Here is a 15,121-nt window from a genome sequence, read left to right as displayed (position 1 = left end):
CGCTACGGAAGGCGCCAGTCCACCGGCTGAACCCCCTGTCCCACCAGCAGTTCGTTCGCTCGGCTGAACGGCCGCGAACCGAAGAACCCGCGGTCGGCCGACATCGGAGAAGGGTGTGCCGACTCGATCGCCGGCAGATCCCCCAGCAGCGGACGCAGATTGCGCGCGTCCCGGCCCCACAGGATCGACACCAGGGGCTTGCCACGACCCGCCAGGGCCCGGATCGCCTGTTCGGTGACCTCCTCCCAGCCCTTGCCCCGATGGGCACCGGGCTTGCGCGGGGCGGTGGTCAGCGCCCTGTTGAGCAGCAGCACGCCCTGCTGCGTCCACGGCGTCAGATCGCCGTTGGACGGCCTGGGCAGCCCCAGGTCGGAGTGCATCTCCCGGAAGATGTTCTCCAGGCTCCCCGGCAACGAACGCACCTCGGGCGAGACCGCGAAGCTCAACCCGATCGCCATACCCGGTGTGGGGTAGGGGTCCTGCCCCACGATCAGGACGCGGACGTCGTCGAAGGGCTGCTGGAAGGCTCGCAGGACATTTGCCCCGGAGGGAAGATAGGTCCGGCCGGCCGCTATCTCGGCCCGGAGGAAGTCCCCCATGCCGGCGATGCGTTCGGCCGCAGGTTCAAGAGCCTTCGCCCAGCCTGCTTCGACAAGTTCGTGCAAGGGTCGTGGTGCCACGGCGCGTCACTCTACTGGTACGCGCCACGCCCCGGCACAACGCCGAACCCCGCACGCGCGGCCGCCGCTCCTGGCGCTACGCTTCCCCTCGTCGAGATCCTCGAACCGGCGGGGCGGGTCACGCGGCCGGTCACCGGAAGGAGAGGCCCGTTGCGTCCAGTGATCGAGCGGGGCGGACAGCCGGTGGACCGGCGCCGGCCGTGACCGCCGCCGGTTTCCTGGCCGTCGACTCCGGTGGCTCCGGTCTCAGGGCCGCCGTGGGAGTGGCGGGGCTGCCGCCGTCGGCCGCGGGCGAGTCGCGGGAGCCGGTGCGTACCGGTGCGCGGGGCATCGACCCCGCGCACCTCATGGCGCAACTCCTCCCACTGGCCCGGGAACTGACCGCGCGGGCCGGGATCGGCGAGCTGAGCACGGCCGTCGTCGGCGCCGCCGGGTTCGCCACCCTGGGCGAGGCCCTGCGCTCCGATCTGCCGGGCCTGCTCGCCCGCGAGCTGGGTGTGCGGTCCGTGGCGCTCGCCGCCGACGCCGTGACGGCCTACGTGGGCGCCCTGGGTGCGCGGCCGGGCGTGGTGGTCGCGGGGGGCACCGGCCTGATCGCGATCGGCACCGACCTGCGCCGCTGGCACCGGGCGGACGGCTGGGGACATCTGCTGGGCGACTGCGGCGGCGGGGCCTGGATCGGGCGGGCCGGTCTGGAGGCGGCGCTGCGCGCCCATGACGGCCGCGACGGCGGATCCGCGCCGCTGCGGGCCGGCGCCGAGGAGCAGTTCGGTCCGCTGCCCGGCCTGCCCGGACTGCTCTACCCGCGCTCCGACCGCCCGGCGCTGCTCGCCTCGTTCGCGCCGCGCGTGGCCGCCTGCGCCGCGCACGACCCGGTGGCCGCCGGCATCCTGCGCGCGGCGGCCCGCGCCACGGCGGAGTCCGCCGCGGCCGTCTGCCCGGCCTCCGGCGCGGCCGACGTGGCCCTCACGGGCGGTCTGTTCCACCTGGGCGATCCCCTTCTCGTACCGGTGCGGGAGGAGTTGGCCGACCGGCTGCCGCGGGCCCGGCTGGTTCCGGCCGAGGGCGACCCGCTGCACGGCTGCGTGCGGATCGCGGGCCTGCTGGCGGCCGGCCGGCCCGCCCTTCCGGGTGAGGCGACCATGCTTCATGTCGTCCACACATAGGGGAATCACCCGCTTTGTGTTCCGCCCGTCCCGGCATCCGCCCGAAACACATGCCAAACGGACGTAACTCATCAGACAAAAGCGGACGGATACCGCTCACCTGCACCCTCCCCGAACAGGGGAACCCAAAGAGCCAGTAACATGCGGCGCCATGAGTTCCCCCACTGGGCCCGCGTCCGGCCTGCCAGTACGAATGCCGCGACCCCGCCAGCCCGGAAGGCACCGCCGACCGGAACCGCTGGTGGCTCCCGAGGGCGCGCCCGCGCTCGTCCTCGCGGTGCCCGGCGTCCCCGGCACCGCCTCGCGCAGCCTCGCCGAGGAGGTCGTGAGCATCGCCCGCTCCGAGCTGCCCGGCCTGGACGCCCGCATCGGTTACCTGGACGGGGGCGAAGCCGAGTTCCCGAGCCTGAGCTCGGTTCTGTCCGGCGCCGCGGAGGAGCGGACCGCACGATTCGAGCAGGCCCGCGCCGCCGGTGCCGAGGTCGAGGAGCCCGACGGCCCGGTCGCCGTCGTCGTCCCGCTGCTGGCCGGTCCGGACGGCGCGCTGCTGCGCCAGGTCCGCCAGGCCGTGATGGACAGCCGGGTCTCCGCCGAGCTGACCGACGTCCTCGGCCCGCACCCGCTGCTCGCCGAGGCGCTGCACGTGCGCCTGTCCGAGGCGGGCCTGGCCCGCGCCGACCGCGCCCGGCTGTTCACCGTGGCCACGGCCGCGGACGGCATCATCCTGGCCTCGGTGGGCGGCGAGGAGGCCGTGCAGGCGGCCGGCATCACCGGCATGCTGCTCGCGGCGCGCCTGGCCGTCCCGGTCATGGCGGCGGCGCTCGACCAGGAGGGTGCCATCACCTCGGTCGCCGAGCAGCTCCGCTCCTCGGGCTCGCAGCAGCTCGCCCTCGCGCCGTATCTGATCGGCCCCGAGATCGATTCCGCGCTGCTCGCCGCGGCCGCCGAGGAGGCCGGCTGCGCCACCGCCGAGGCACTGGGCGCCTACCCGGCGATCGGCAAGCTCGCTCTCGCCAAGTACACGTCCGCGCTCGGTATCACCACCCCGCAGCAGCAGGGCACGCCGGTCCGCTGACGCGACGGCGCACCCGTACGGCCGAAGGGCCCGCCCCGGCGATCGGAGCGGGCCCTTCGGCGTACCGCGGGGACGACGCGGACGCCCTTCAGCCGAAGACGGCGCACGCGGCCGCCGCGACCTCGACGGAGCCGTCGTAGCGGGGAAGTCCCGCTCCTTCCCGCACGTCGAACCAGGTCACGTCGCCGGAGCGTTCGTTGGCGCAGTAGAGGAAGCCGTCGTGCTCGGCCAGCGCGCGGGGCCAGTGCCCGCCGCACGGCACCGTGCCGGTCAGCCGGAGGCCGTCCCCCTGGACGGCGAACACGGACAGGACGTCCTCACCGCGGGTCGCGGTCCACACGAAGCGGCCGTCCGGAGCGACCACCACACCCGAGGGGTAGGCGTCACCGGCCGGGGCACCCGGCAGGACCGGGACCTCGGCCAGCGGCCTGAGAGCGCCGCCGGCCGCGTCCCAGCGGCACACCGTGACCGTCGGGGTGAGCTCGTTGACCACGTAGGCGTGCTCGCCGTCCGGGTGGAAGGCCAGGTGGCGGGGGCCCGAACCGGGTCGCAGCGCGAACTCGCGGTGGAGGACCGGCACGCCCCCGTCGAGCGTGCAGACGCGTACGGAGTCCGTGCCGAGGTCGACACTCACGAACCACCGGCCGCTGGGATCGGGCTGCACCTGATGGGGATGCGGGCCGCGCTGACGGCGGTCGTGCGGGCCGCAGCCGGTGTGCCGCAGCAGCCCGGAGGGCGCGGCGGCCAGCGTGCCGTCCGGACGCACCGGTACGGCGGTGACGCCGCCGGAGCCGTAGTCGGCGGTCAGCACGTGGCCGGCGTGCAGGGCGAGGTGGGTGGGTCCGCCCCCCACCGGTACGGGCGGCCCGGCGGTTTCCGGCTTGTCCCCGGCCACCCGGTACGCGGCGACGGCGCCCTCGGCGGTCTCACTGACCGCGTAGAGCATGTCCCCGTCCGGCGAGAGGGCCAGGTAGGCGGGGTCGGGGAGGGTGCCGAGGCGGCCGGTGACGGTCAGCGCGCCGGAGCCCGGGCGGACCTCCGCGGTGACCAGTCCGGGGCCGCCGGCGGCTGTGAACGACCCGATGAACGCCCTGTGCCGCCTGCCGACCGCTGCCACCGCTGTCCCCTCTCGGTCCGCGCCAGTGGTGCCGACGGTAGCAGTCGATCACCGTCGGTCTAGACCAGGAGGGGCCGTTTCGCCTCAGGCGCCGACGAGCCGGGAGCCGGAGGGCGCCCGCAGCGGCTCGGCCAGATCGGCGAGGGCTCGCTCCAGGCCGTGCAGATGGGCCAGGGCGGGCTCCGCGGGGGCCTCGGCGGGCCGGTGGACCCGTTCGGAGCCGCCGTCCGTGAGCGCCTCGACCGCGGCCTCAACCCGCCAGCAGGCCGCGGCCAGGCGGGCGTCGTGGGAGGCCTCGGGGTCGGCGGCGACCGCGACCAGACCGCGGATCTCGCGGGCACAGTCGTCGAGCAGCGCGAGCACCCGGCGGGCGCGCCGCTTGCGGCCGCGCATCGGGTTCAGCGGGTGGACGAGCGGAGCGACCGAGAGCCGCACCCGGCCCAGGAGCTGCTCCAGCTCGGCCACGCGCGGCGCCGGGTCCGCCGACACCGATCCGGCGAGCCGCGCGGCGGCCTCGCCGGTGCAGGCGTGCACGCAGCGCAGGGCGCGCTGGATCCAGGCGTCGGTGGTGGCGTGGGTGGTGACGGGCAGCACGAAGAACACGGCGAGCGCGGCACCGAGGGCGCCGACGCCGGTCTCGGCCAGGCGCAGGGCGAGCAGGCCGGGGCTGAGGACGCCGAGCACGCCGTAGAGCGAGGCGGCGAGCACGGTCACACAGAGCATCATCCAGGTGTAGGAGACCGCGGCCGTGTAGAAGATGCCGAAGACGGCGACGGCCACGAGGGCGGCCGTGGGCACGGCCGCCCCGTGGACCGGCACGGCCACGACGAAGCCGAGGCCGATGCCGATGACGGTGCCCAGGACCCGGCGGAAGCCGCGGACCAGCGTCTCGCCGCGCGAGGTGGTGTTCACGAAGACCCACCAGGTGGCACCCACCGCCCAGTACCAGCGCTGCCCGGACATGAGCTGGCCGGCGACGAGCGCGAAGCCCGCGCCCGCGGTGGCCTGCACGGCCTGCCGGGTGGTCACCCGGGACAGACCGGCACCGGCGGGCGGCGCGGGGACCGCGGCCGGGGGCAGCCCGCGCTCGTAGCACCACAGGCCGAAGCGCACGGCGGCCGCGCCGAGCACGGACAGCAGGACGGCGGCGTACAGCCCGGGCAACTGCCTGGGCGCGGTGTGCAGGAACTGGGCCATGAAGAACGTCATGAAGGCGAAGACACCGAGGCTGTGGCCGCGCGGACCCCAGCGGCGGGCGTACACACCGGCTCCCACCACCGCGAGGAAGACCAGGTCCCGCGCCACGGGGAAGTCGTGCAGTTCGGCGGCGGCGGTGAGCACGGGCAGGCCGACGGCCGGCAGCAGCGCGGTGGTGACCGCCTGCCCGCGCACGGTGGCGTCGGTGACGGTGAACAGGGCGAGCAGTGCGGCGAGGCCGCCGGTGACCGCACCGGCCAGGGGCTGCCCCGCCGCACCGCAGACGGCGACCGCCAGCCCGATGCCGAGCACGGCCCGCGCGGCGAAGCGCAGCCGCGCCCGCCCCGGGTCCGCGGCCACGAACACCCTCTTCAGCACCTGACTCCTCCCGTTGGACCCGGGCACGCCCGGAACAGCCGGAACGCCGGATCCTCACCGGCACACAAAAGGCGCCGCGGGGGTCCGCAGCGCCATCGACGTCCCCATGAGAGCATCACAGAGGTCACTGGCTCAAGTGTCGACCGCATCACTGATCCATTGGCCCAGTCCGCTCACCGGGTGAGCAGCCGCCGGAATGCCAACGGTCCAGGTCGGGCGAGGTGTGTCGCCGACACAACGGTGAGCCATTGGTACAGTCGTCCCTCATGAGCGTGGACGCACTCGACACCCGCATCCTGCGGCTCCTGCTGGAGCAGCCGCGCACCAGCGTGCGGGAGTACGCCCGCATCCTCGGCGTGGCCCGGGGCACCCTCCAGGCACGTCTGGACCGCATGGAACGCGACGGCGTGATCACCGGTACGGGCCCCGCGCTGTCCCCCGCCGCGCTGGGCCACCCCGTGCTGGCCTTCGTGCACATCGAGGTCACCCAGGGCCACCTGGACGACGTGGGCGACGCGCTGGCCGCCGTGCCGGAGATCGTGGAGGCCTTCTCGATCACGGGCGGCGGCGACCTGCTCGCCCGGGTGGTGGGGCGGGACAACGCCCACCTGGAGGACGTGATCCAGAAGCTGATCAGCATGCCCGGCGTGGTGCGCACCCGTACCGAGGTGGCCCTGCGCGAGCGCGTCCCCCACCGGCTGCTCCCCCTGGTGGAGGCGGTCGGACGGGCGGAGCGCGCCTGACGCCGGGCATGCTGGACGGCATGAGCGAGCCCGGCACCCTTGCGGTCGTCTTCGATCTCGACGGCACGCTGGTGGACAGCGAGCCGAACTACTACGAGGCGGGCCGGCTGACCCTGGCCGAGCACGGCGTCCCGGACTTCACCTGGACGGAGCACGAGCGGTACGTCGGCATCAGCACTCTGGAGACCGTCGTCCTGTGGCGGGAGCGCTACGGCCTGCGCGCCTCGGTTGAGGAGCTGTTCGACGCGACCGACCGGCGCTATCTGGAGCTCGCCCGCACCGGCACGCGCGCGTACCCGGAGATGCGGAAGTTCGTGGAGCTGCTGGCCGCCGACGGGGTGCCGACGGCGGTGGCCTCCGGCTCCTCCCCGGCCGCGATCGAGGCGATCCTGGCCGGCACAGGTCTGGGCGCCCATCTGCGCACCGCCGTCTCGGCCGACGAGGTGCCCCGGGGCAAGCCCGCGCCCGACGTCTTCCTCGAGGCGGCCCGCCGGCTCGGCGTGGACCCGGCCGGCTGCGTGGTCGTCGAGGACGCGGCGCCGGGTGCGGCGGCCGCCCACGCGGCCGGGATGCGCTGCATCGCCGTCCCGTACGTGGCGGCGCAGGCGGACGCGCCCGAGTTCGGCACGGCCGCGCTGCTGGTCCGGGGCGGCCAGGCCGAGTTCACGGCCCGGTCGGCCCACGCGTGGCTCACGGGAACGGCCGGTCCCCGCTGAACCGGACGGCGCCTGCCCGGGGCGTGCGGCGGCGCTCCCGGCGTGCGGTCGGCCGAACGGCTGCTTAGCGTGACCCCATGACCACAGTCCAGGCAGTGCCCACCCCCGACGACCGGCGGTGGAAAGCGCTCGCGGTCTGCCTGACGGCGGGATTCATCTCGCTGCTCGACACCTCGATCGTGAACGTGGCGCTGCCCTCGATGGAGCACGGGCTGGGCGCTTCCGAAGCCGCCCAGTCCTGGGTGGTCTCCGGATACGCCCTGACCTTCGGGCTCGCGCTGGTCCCCGCGGGCCGGCTGGGCGACATGCGCGGCCGGCGCCAGGCCTTCCTGTTCGGGCTGGCCCTGTTCACGCTGGCCTCGGCGGCGTGCGGGCTCGCTCCCGGGCCGTCCTGGCTGGTGGTGTTCCGGCTGATCCAGGGCACCGCGGCCGGGATGGTCGCGCCGCAGACCTCGGGACTGATCCAGCAGATGTTCCAGGGCTCCGAGCGGGCCCGGGCCTTCGGCCTGCTCGGCAGCGTCATCGGGGTCTCGACCGCGGTCGGGCCGCTGGCCGGCGGGCTGCTGATCGACGCCGTCGGCACCGTCGACGGCTGGCGCTGGGTGTTCTTCGTCAACCTGCCCATCGGAGTGGCCGCCTTCACCGCCGGACTGCGGCTCCTGCCCCGATTCCCGGTGCCCGCGGACAAGCGGGAGACGTTCGACCTGTTCGGGGTGCTGCTCCTCGGGTCCGGTGTGCTCGCGCTGATGCTGCCGCTGGTGCAGGAGCAGCAGTGGACCGGCCGGCTGAAGTGGGCGATGCTGCCGGTGGCGGCGCTGCTGCTGGCCGCGTTCTGGGCGTGGGAGAGACACCAGGGACGGCGGGGGCGGGCCCCGCTGGTCGACCTGGAGCTGTTCTCCCTGAGGTCGTTCACGCTCGGCGCCCTGATCAGCCTCACCTACTTCGCGGGCTTCACCACGGTCTTCTTCGTCTACACGCTGTTCCTGCAGAACACGGTCGGCTACAGCGCGCTGGCCGCGGGCCTGACCGTGCTGCCGTTCGCGGCGGCCTCCGCGGTCGGTGCGGCCGTCGGGGGGCGGCTGGTGGTGCGCTTCGGCCGCCGGCTGGTCGTCGTCGGGCTGGGCGGAGTGGCGCTGGGACTGCTCGGGGTGGTCGCCGCGGTGGAGCTGGTGCCCGGGCGGAACGTGGGCTGGGCGACCGCGCTGCCGTTGCTGATCGGCGGGATCGGCTCCGGCCTGACGGTCTCCCCCAACACGACCCTCACCCTCACCCGGGTCCCCGTGCACCGGGCCGGAGCCGCCGGCGGTGTCCTCCAGACGGGGCAGCGGGTCGGCTCCGCGGCCGGGATCGCCGTGGTGGGCGCGGTGTACTTCGCGCACCAGGACGGCCACGGCTACTCCGTCACGGCCATCCAGCTCGGGCTGCTCACCGCGGTCGGGCTCATCGTGATCGCGCTGGGGCTGGCGGTGGCGGACCTGCGGGAGCGCCAGGCGCATCCCGAACCGGCACGGCCCGGCGAGAGGGTCCGGCGGGGCTCCGCGGAGGGCGGCGCGGAGGAACCGGTGCGGCCCGGCCCCTGAGGGCCGCGGCACCGCGACGTGGCACGGCCCTCAGGGGCCGGGCCACGGACGGCCCGGTCGAGTCGACGCGTGCCGGGCACGCCCGGGGGCGAACTCGCCCCGGGACCGGACGGGGAGCCGCGAACGCGGCGGACCCGGAACGCCCCGGGATCCCGGGGCGGTGGTACGGCACGACCGCGGGCTACGACCCGCGGCGCGGCCTGCCCCGCTTGGCCGCCTTCCCGCCGCCCCCGGAGCCGGCGCGGCCCCGCGCCGCCGTGCGGCTCGCGGGCTTCGCACCCGTGGACTTCCCGGTCCCGGGCTTCTGGCGGCCGCCGCCCTGCTGCGCCCGTCCGCGCCCCTTCTCCGCCTCGCGCTTCTCCGCCGTACGACCCCGCGAGCTGTTCACGGTGCGGCCGCGGACGATGCCGATGAAGTCCTCCACCAGATCGGTGGTGGCCTCCTCGGGCCAGGACAGGGCGACGCCCGACCGGGGCGCGTCGGTGACGGGACGGTAGGTGAGGTCCCTGCGGTGGTACAGCCGGGCCAGAGACTGCGGGACGATCAGCAGACCGACGCCCGCCGCCACCAGCTCGATGGCGTCGGGCGTCGTCGCGGGGCGTTCGAAGCCGGGCTCGCCGGGCGGGGCGGCCCAGTCGAAGACGTCGTCCAGGGGGTGGAACACGACCTCGTCGGCGAGGTCGGCCAGGGTCACCTCGTCGGCCGCCGTGATCAGGTGGTCCTTGGGCACGACGACCACCGTGGTCTCCGTGTACAGGGGGATCGCGCTGAAGAACGTGCGGTCGACCGGCAGTCGCACGAAGGCCGCGTCCGCCTCTTCGGCGCGCAGCAGCCCGGGGGCGTCGGCCGCGGGGACCTGGAGCAGGGTGAGCGGGACACCTGGCCGGCGCTCCTGCCAGATCCGCGCCCACTTGGCCGGCGTCACTCCGGGAACGTACGCCAGCCGGAACGACGGTGATTCATCCGAGCCTGTCACCAGGCCAGGCTACCGGCCGTGGTCGGCCGGCCCGAACCCGGCCGATACCCTTGGCCTCATGAGTTCGCAGCAGAGCACCCAGACGATGAAGCCCGCGACCGCGGCGAAGAAGCTGGGTGTGTACCTCCCCGCCACCCCCGCCGACTTCCAGGAGGGTGTGGTCACGCGCGCCGAGCTGAACGAGCTGCAGGCCGACCCGCCCGAGTGGCTGCGCGCACTGCGAGCGGACGGTCCGCACCCGCGTCCGGTGGTCGCCGCGAAGCTCGGCGTGTCCATCTCGGGCCTCGCGCGCGCCGGTGTCACCGAGGCGCTGACCACCGAGCAGATCGAGGCGCTCAAGCAGGAGCGGCCCGAGTGGCTGGAGAAGGAGCGGGCCACCCAGGCCGAGGTCCGCAAGGAGGGCGCACGGCTGAAGGGCCTGAAAAAGGAGAAGGACGCTCCGGAGGCCTGAGGCGTCCGACGCCCCCGGCCCCGGAGGCCGTTGTCAGTGGCCTCCCTGCTGTTCCGCTCAGTTGATCACCGGGTGTGCGGGGAGGCAGGTACGGGGTGGGTGGCCGCGGGCGATTGCGAGACCGCCCTCGACGGCGGCGAAGCGGTGTGCCGCAACGCGGCGGGACGCCGACCGGGCTGTGGCGCGGTACGGCAGACCTACCGCCCGGACGGCTCACTGCGGCCCCACGGGCTCTCCACCGAGCCGGTGCTCACGGCCACGGGCTGCGCGGGCGCGGTGACCTGGACGGCCGACGCCGAAGGGCAGGGCGCGCGGCGGTGGCGGGCGGTGAGGCGGTCCCGAGGGCCGGGCGGGGCGGTCGCGGTGCGCGGCGGGCGGGAGTCAGTCCGCGGCCGGCGGGATGTTCTGGTTGGCGTGGAACAGGTTGTCGGGGTCGTAGGCGCGCTTGACGGAGGCGAGCCGGTCGTAGTGCCCCCGGTAGGTGGCCCGGATCCGGTCCGGGTTCTCCTGTTCGCCGATGAAGTTGACGTAGGTGCCGCCCATCGAGTGCGGGTGCAGGTCGGTCCAGTAGTCGACGCACCACTGCCGCACCAGTTCGGCGTTGGCGGGGTCGGGGTCGATGCCGCCGATCACACCGGACCAGACGGCGTCCCGGTAGGCCCAGGCCGTGTCGTCGGGGCCGACGCGCTGGGCCGCGCCGTCCACCGGGTACAGGTGCATGGTCGACAGGCCGGTGGGGATGTTCTCGGCGTACTTGTGGTGCACGGCCACGGCGCCGTCGGGGACGGCGTCGAAGAAGTCACCGCGCCAGTACCACTGCAGCCCCTTGGGGATCAGCGTGTCGAACATGGTCTGCAGCCCGGGGTAGGGCATGGGGGTGGTGAAGTGGAAGGCCGGCGGCGCCGGGTCGTTGACCACGGCGAGCACCTCGGCCAGGCGGTCGTCCGCGAGAGTGCCGGTGTAGCACCAGACGACGCCGCACATCTTCTGCCCGTGGATCGGCTCGGGGAACGGCGGGCCGGGCGGCACGACCAGCACGGCGAAGAACCCGCTGAGCTCTTCCGGTGCGGCGGGCAGGAACTCCCGGTACCAGCGCAGCACCTCCTCGATGCGGTCGACCGGCCAGACCGTCACCGCGACCCCGACCGTGGCGGCGGGGTGCAGCCGGAAGGTGAACGAGGTGACCACGCCGAAGTTGCCGCCGCCGCCCCGCAGGGCCCAGAACAGGTCGGGATGGCGCTCCGCGGAGGCGGTGACACAGCTGCCGTCGGCGAGGACGACGTCCGCCGACAGCAGGCTGTCGATCGTCAGGCCGTACCTGCGGGTGAGATAGCCGTGGCCGCCGCCGAGCGTGAGACCGCCGACGCCGGTGGTCGACATGATGCCCGCCGGTACGGCGAGCCCGAAGGCGTGGGTCGCGTGGTCGAGATCCCCGAGTCGGCTGCCGCCGCCCACCTGGACCGTCTTCGTCTCCGGGTCCACCCTGGCCCAGCGCATCGGCGACAGGTCGAGCACGAGCCCGTCGTCGACCAGGCACAGCCCCGGCCCGCTGTGGCCGCCGCCGCGCACCGCCAGTTCGGTGCCGGTGTCCCGGGCGAAGGAGATCGTCGCCTGCACGTCCGCCACGTCCACGCACTGCGCGAAGGCGGCGGGCCGGCGGTCGATCATGGCGTTGTAGATGCTGCGGGCCTCGTCGTAGCCGGGGTCACGCGGGGCGATCACCGGCCCCCGCAGTGCCTCGCGCAGACTGCCGACGGCCGTTTCGTCGATAGCGCCCATGACTGAGGACCTCTGTGTGGAGCGTGGATCCGGTGCGCGGACGCGCCGTCTCCTCGGCGCGCCAGGTCTTCAGTCTTCACCCGCGGGTCACCCTCCGCACGTCGGCGTCACGGCAGGCCCACGGCGTTCCGGGTCCGCGCTCGGCCCAGGAAGCTCGGTGGCACCTGTCGGTCGCGGTTGTCCTCCTCCGTGTCCAGCAGCCTCCCTCAGGACGCGGTTCTGGGTGAACTCCTCCGTGCTCTGCCGGCGTTCCGCCCGGCGTACGCCGCCGTGCATGGCCTTGACGGCACCGGCGCTCCCCGGCGCGGAGCTGATCTCGGCCTGCACAGGCGACGGGTGTCGCGGTGCTCGGTGAAGACGATCTGTTCGGTCTGACCGCCGCGCCGTCGCCGGGCCCCGGACGGGCCGTTACTGGGTCGCGCCCCAGCGGACCGGGGCGATCTGCCTCGACATGATGCTGATCAGCTCGTAGGCCGCGTGGGACGCGGCCACGGAGGTGATGTCGGCGTGGTCGTAAGCCGGGGCGACCTCCACGATGTCTGCGGAGACCAGGTGGCAGTCGGCGAGGCCCCGCAGGATCTCCAGCAGTTCGCGGGAGGTGAGGCCGCCCGCCTCCGGGGTGCCGGTGCCGGGGGCGTGGGCCGGGTCGAGGACGTCGATGTCGATGGACACGTACAGCGGACGGTTGCCTACGCGCTCGCGGAGCTGCTGGGCCACCTCGTCCACCCCGCGCCGCATCACGTCTGCGGAAGTGACGATGCCGAAGCCCAGCTTCTCGTCGTCGTCGAGGTCCTTCTTGCCGTAGATCGGTCCGCGGGTGCCGACGTGGGAGAGGGCGGAGGTGTCGAGGATGCCCTCCTCCACGGCCCGGCGGAAGGGCATGCCGTGGGTGTACTGCTGCCCGAAGTAGTCGTCCCAGGTGTCCAGATGGGCGTCGAAGTGCAGCACGGCGACGGGGCCGTGCTTCTTGGCCACGGCCCGGAGCATCGGCAGGGCGATGGTGTGGTCGCCGCCCAGGGTCATCAGCCGGGCGCCACCGGCGAGGAGGTCGTCCGCGGCGGCTTCGATCGTCTCGACGGCGTCGTTCAGGTCGAACGGGTTGGCGCTGATGTCACCGGCGTCCGCCACCTGGCTGTAGTGGAACGGGTAGACGTTCTGCGCCGGGTTGTAGGGGCGCAGGGTGCGGGAGGCCTCGCGGATGGCGTTGCCGCCGAAGCGGGCGCCCGGCCGGTAGGTGACGCCGCTGTCGAAGGGCACGCCGACCACGGCGATGTCGGTCTTCTCCACCTGGTCGATCCGCGGCACGCGGCCGAACGTCGCGGGGCCCGCGAAGTGCAGCGTCCGGTCGGTCTCCGTCGGCGGCAGCGGCGGGGTCACTCCGTTGGGGTGGGCGGTCATGGTGCGATCAGTGCCTTTCCATGGTGCTGCGGCCCGGCGCGCGGCCGGAGCGAGGACGTCCGGGGCCCGCCCGGCACGTGGACCCGCGCCGGACGGTCCGGGCGCGGGGCGTGGGCCGGGGGGGGCGGGCCCGGTGGGTTACTGCGGGGGGTTGCCGTGCTTGCGGTGCGGCAGGTCGGCGTGCTTCGAGCGGAGCATCGCCAGGGAGGCGATGAGGACGGAGCGGGTTTCGGAGGGGTCGATGACGTCGTCGACCAGACCGCGCTCCGCGGCGTAGTAGGGGTGCATCAGCTCGGCCTTGTACTCCTTGACCATGCGGGCGCGCATGGCCTCGGGGTCCTCGGCGTCGGCGATCTGCCGGCGGAAGATCACGTTCGCGGCGCCCTCGGCGCCCATCACGGCGATCTCGTTCGTCGGCCAGGCGTAGGTGAGGTCGGCGCCGATGGACTGGCTGTCCATGACGATGTAGGCGCCGCCGTACGCCTTGCGCAGGATCAGCGAGATGCGCGGCACGGTGGCGTTGCAGTACGCGTACAGCAGCTTCGCTCCGTGGCGGATGATCCCGCCGTGCTCCTGGTCGACGCCCGGGAGGAAGCCGGGGACGTCCAGCAGCGTGACGATCGGGATGTTGAAGGCATCGCACATCTGGACGAACCGGGCGGCCTTCTCGGAGGCCTCGATGTCCAGCACGCCCGCCAGCGTCTGCGGCTGGTTGGCCACGATGCCCACCACCTGGCCGTCCAGCCGGCCCAGCGCGCAGATGATGTTGCGCGCCCACCGCTCGTGGACCTCCAGGAAGTCGCCGTCGTCGACGAGTTCCTCGATGACCTTCGCCATGTCGTACGGACGGTTGCCGTCCGCCGGCACGAGGCTGAGCAGCGTGTCCCCGGGCCGGTCGACGGGATCGTCGGACTCCACGACGGGCGGGGTCTCGCGGTTGTTGGAGGGCAGCATCGACAGGAGGTAGCGGACCTCGGCGATGCAGGTCTCCTCGTCGTCGTAGGCGAAGTGCGCCACGCCCGAGGTCTCGGCGTGCACATCGGCGCCACCGAGGCCGTTCTGGGTGATCTCCTCACCCGTGACCGCCTTGACGACGTCGGGTCCGGTGATGAACATCTGCGAGGTCTCACGGACCATGAACACGAAGTCCGTCAGCGCCGGACTGTAGGCCGCGCCGCCCGCGCACGGGCCGAGCATCACACTGATCTGCGGGATGACACCCGAGGCCTTGGTGTTGCGCTGGAAGATGCCGCCGTAACCGGCGAGCGCGGACACGCCCTCCTGGATACGGGCACCGGCACCGTCGTTCAGCGACACCAGCGGCGCACCGGCCGCGATGGCCATGTCCATGATCTTGTGGATCTTCGTGGCGTGGGCCTCGCCCAGCGCGCCACCGAAGATCCGGAAGTCATGCGCGTAGACGAAGACCGTACGGCCCTCGACCGTGCCCCAACCGGTGATCACACCATCGGTGTGCGGCCGCTTCGCCTCCAGACCGAATCCGGTCGCCCGGTGCCGCCGCAGCTGCTCGACCTCCCGGAACGAGCCCGCGTCCAGCAAGAGTTCGATCCGCTCACGAGCGGTCAGCTTGCCCTTGGCGTGCTGCGCCTCCGTCGCCCGGGCTCCCGGGCCGCTCACCGCCTGCGCGCGAACAGCGTGCAGTTCGGCCACTTTCCCGATGACGGTCGTCGTGCCCCCGTACGCGGCAGCAGTCTCCTGGGTCGTCGTCATGCGCCATCTCCACCCCGGCCCGGCGATGCGGGCGGCTCTGCGGTCCCATGGGCCCCGAAGGCTCACACATCGGGCCATTCAAACCGGCGGCGCAATGGGTTCTCCACCATCAGCCACCCCTAATCTGCGCGCGG

At 73.7% G+C, this 15,121-nt stretch carries 13 protein-coding genes; 6 read left to right on the top strand and 7 right to left on the bottom strand.

What is annotated here, in order from left to right:
- Positions 1-2 precede the first annotated feature (2 nt).
- On the bottom strand, positions 3-680 hold the full coding sequence (locus MXD57_RS23260; protein WP_250403703.1) for a uracil-DNA glycosylase: 678 nt from the start codon (positions 678-680) through the stop codon (positions 3-5).
- A gap of 200 nt (positions 681-880) precedes the next feature.
- Here MXD57_RS23260 and MXD57_RS23255 point away from each other — a divergent pair, with 200 nt between their 5' ends.
- Both MXD57_RS23255 and MXD57_RS23250 read left to right on the top strand, forming a co-directional pair.
- Positions 881-1,846 (top strand): N-acetylglucosamine kinase, encoded by a 966-nt coding sequence (locus tag MXD57_RS23255; RefSeq protein WP_250403702.1) that lies wholly within the window; start codon positions 881-883, stop codon positions 1,844-1,846.
- A gap of 151 nt (positions 1,847-1,997) precedes the next feature.
- Positions 1,998-2,921, top strand: coding sequence for a sirohydrochlorin chelatase (locus MXD57_RS23250; protein ID WP_250403701.1), 924 nt, complete (start codon positions 1,998-2,000; stop codon positions 2,919-2,921).
- Positions 2,922-3,009: 88 nt separating this feature from the next.
- Here MXD57_RS23250 and MXD57_RS23245 read toward each other — a convergent pair whose 3' ends face one another.
- Together MXD57_RS23245 and MXD57_RS23240 are read right to left on the bottom strand one after the other, a co-directional pair.
- The gene (locus tag MXD57_RS23245) at positions 3,010-4,038 is read right to left on the bottom strand and encodes a lactonase family protein (protein ID WP_250403700.1); all 1,029 of its coding nucleotides are present in this window, start codon (positions 4,036-4,038) and stop codon (positions 3,010-3,012) included.
- An 84-nt stretch (positions 4,039-4,122) separates the two neighbouring features.
- Positions 4,123-5,613: an FUSC family protein gene (locus MXD57_RS23240; RefSeq protein ID WP_250403699.1), complete on the bottom strand. Its 1,491-nt coding sequence runs from the start codon at positions 5,611-5,613 to the stop codon at positions 4,123-4,125.
- Between the two features lie 266 nt (positions 5,614-5,879).
- On the opposite strand from MXD57_RS23240, the gene MXD57_RS23235 reads away from it, so the two are divergent.
- From MXD57_RS23235 to MXD57_RS23225, 3 genes are all read left to right on the top strand, one after another.
- Entirely contained in the window at positions 5,880-6,356 is a 477-nt protein-coding gene (locus MXD57_RS23235; RefSeq protein WP_250403698.1) for an Lrp/AsnC family transcriptional regulator, read from the top strand.
- A gap of 20 nt (positions 6,357-6,376) precedes the next feature.
- Entirely contained in the window at positions 6,377-7,072 is a 696-nt protein-coding gene (locus MXD57_RS23230; protein ID WP_250403697.1) for an HAD family hydrolase, read from the top strand.
- 77 nt (positions 7,073-7,149) lie between these two features.
- Entirely contained in the window at positions 7,150-8,652 is a 1,503-nt protein-coding gene (locus MXD57_RS23225) for an MFS transporter (RefSeq protein WP_250403696.1), read from the top strand.
- 181 nt (positions 8,653-8,833) lie between these two features.
- On the opposite strand, the gene MXD57_RS23220 is transcribed toward MXD57_RS23225, so the two are convergent.
- Complete coding sequence (locus tag MXD57_RS23220; RefSeq protein ID WP_250403695.1) at positions 8,834-9,628, bottom strand: LysR family substrate-binding domain-containing protein; 795 nt, start codon at positions 9,626-9,628, stop codon at positions 8,834-8,836.
- A gap of 58 nt (positions 9,629-9,686) precedes the next feature.
- Here MXD57_RS23220 and MXD57_RS23215 point away from each other — a divergent pair, with 58 nt between their 5' ends.
- A complete protein-coding gene (locus MXD57_RS23215; protein ID WP_250403694.1) occupies positions 9,687-10,079 on the top strand; it encodes a DUF5997 family protein in 393 nt (130 codons plus the stop codon).
- 381 nt (positions 10,080-10,460) lie between these two features.
- On the opposite strand, the gene MXD57_RS23210 is transcribed toward MXD57_RS23215, so the two are convergent.
- The 3 genes from MXD57_RS23210 to MXD57_RS23200 all read right to left on the bottom strand — a co-directional run bounded on the left by MXD57_RS23210 (position 10,461) and on the right by MXD57_RS23200 (position 14,987).
- Complete coding sequence (locus MXD57_RS23210; RefSeq protein WP_250403693.1) at positions 10,461-11,858, bottom strand: FAD-binding oxidoreductase; 1,398 nt, start codon at positions 11,856-11,858, stop codon at positions 10,461-10,463.
- A 408-nt stretch (positions 11,859-12,266) separates the two neighbouring features.
- Positions 12,267-13,256, bottom strand: a complete 990-nt coding sequence (speB, locus tag MXD57_RS23205) for an agmatinase (protein WP_250403692.1) — start codon at positions 13,254-13,256, stop codon at positions 12,267-12,269.
- A gap of 138 nt (positions 13,257-13,394) precedes the next feature.
- Positions 13,395-14,987: an acyl-CoA carboxylase subunit beta gene (locus tag MXD57_RS23200; protein ID WP_250403691.1), complete on the bottom strand. Its 1,593-nt coding sequence runs from the start codon at positions 14,985-14,987 to the stop codon at positions 13,395-13,397.
- Positions 14,988-15,121 lie beyond the last annotated feature (134 nt).

It is taken from the genome of Streptomyces cellostaticus, from assembly GCF_023630175.1.
Taxonomy (GTDB): domain Bacteria; phylum Actinomycetota; class Actinomycetes; order Streptomycetales; family Streptomycetaceae; genus Streptomyces; species Streptomyces cellostaticus_A.
The sequence above is the reverse complement of the archived record's forward strand: the minus strand, read 5'-3'. Positions and strand labels throughout refer to the sequence as shown.

Bases quoted from the DNA above. Each gene is read 5' to 3' on its own strand.
- MXD57_RS23250 (WP_250403701.1), top strand. From the start codon at position 1,998: ATGAGTTCCCCCACTGGGCCCGCGTCCGGCCTGCCAGTACGAATGCCG.
- MXD57_RS23210 (WP_250403693.1), bottom strand. From the start codon at position 11,858: ATGGGCGCTATCGACGAAACGGCCGTCGGCAGTCTGCGCGAGGCACTG.
- MXD57_RS23200 (WP_250403691.1), bottom strand. From the start codon at position 14,987: ATGACGACGACCCAGGAGACTGCTGCCGCGTACGGGGGCACGACGACC.
- MXD57_RS23215 (WP_250403694.1), top strand. From the start codon at position 9,687: ATGAGTTCGCAGCAGAGCACCCAGACGATGAAGCCCGCGACCGCGGCG.
- MXD57_RS23230 (WP_250403697.1), top strand. From the start codon at position 6,377: ATGAGCGAGCCCGGCACCCTTGCGGTCGTCTTCGATCTCGACGGCACG.
- speB (WP_250403692.1), bottom strand. From the start codon at position 13,256: ATGACCGCCCACCCCAACGGAGTGACCCCGCCGCTGCCGCCGACGGAG.
- MXD57_RS23235 (WP_250403698.1), top strand. From the start codon at position 5,880: ATGAGCGTGGACGCACTCGACACCCGCATCCTGCGGCTCCTGCTGGAG.
- MXD57_RS23225 (WP_250403696.1), top strand. From the start codon at position 7,150: ATGACCACAGTCCAGGCAGTGCCCACCCCCGACGACCGGCGGTGGAAA.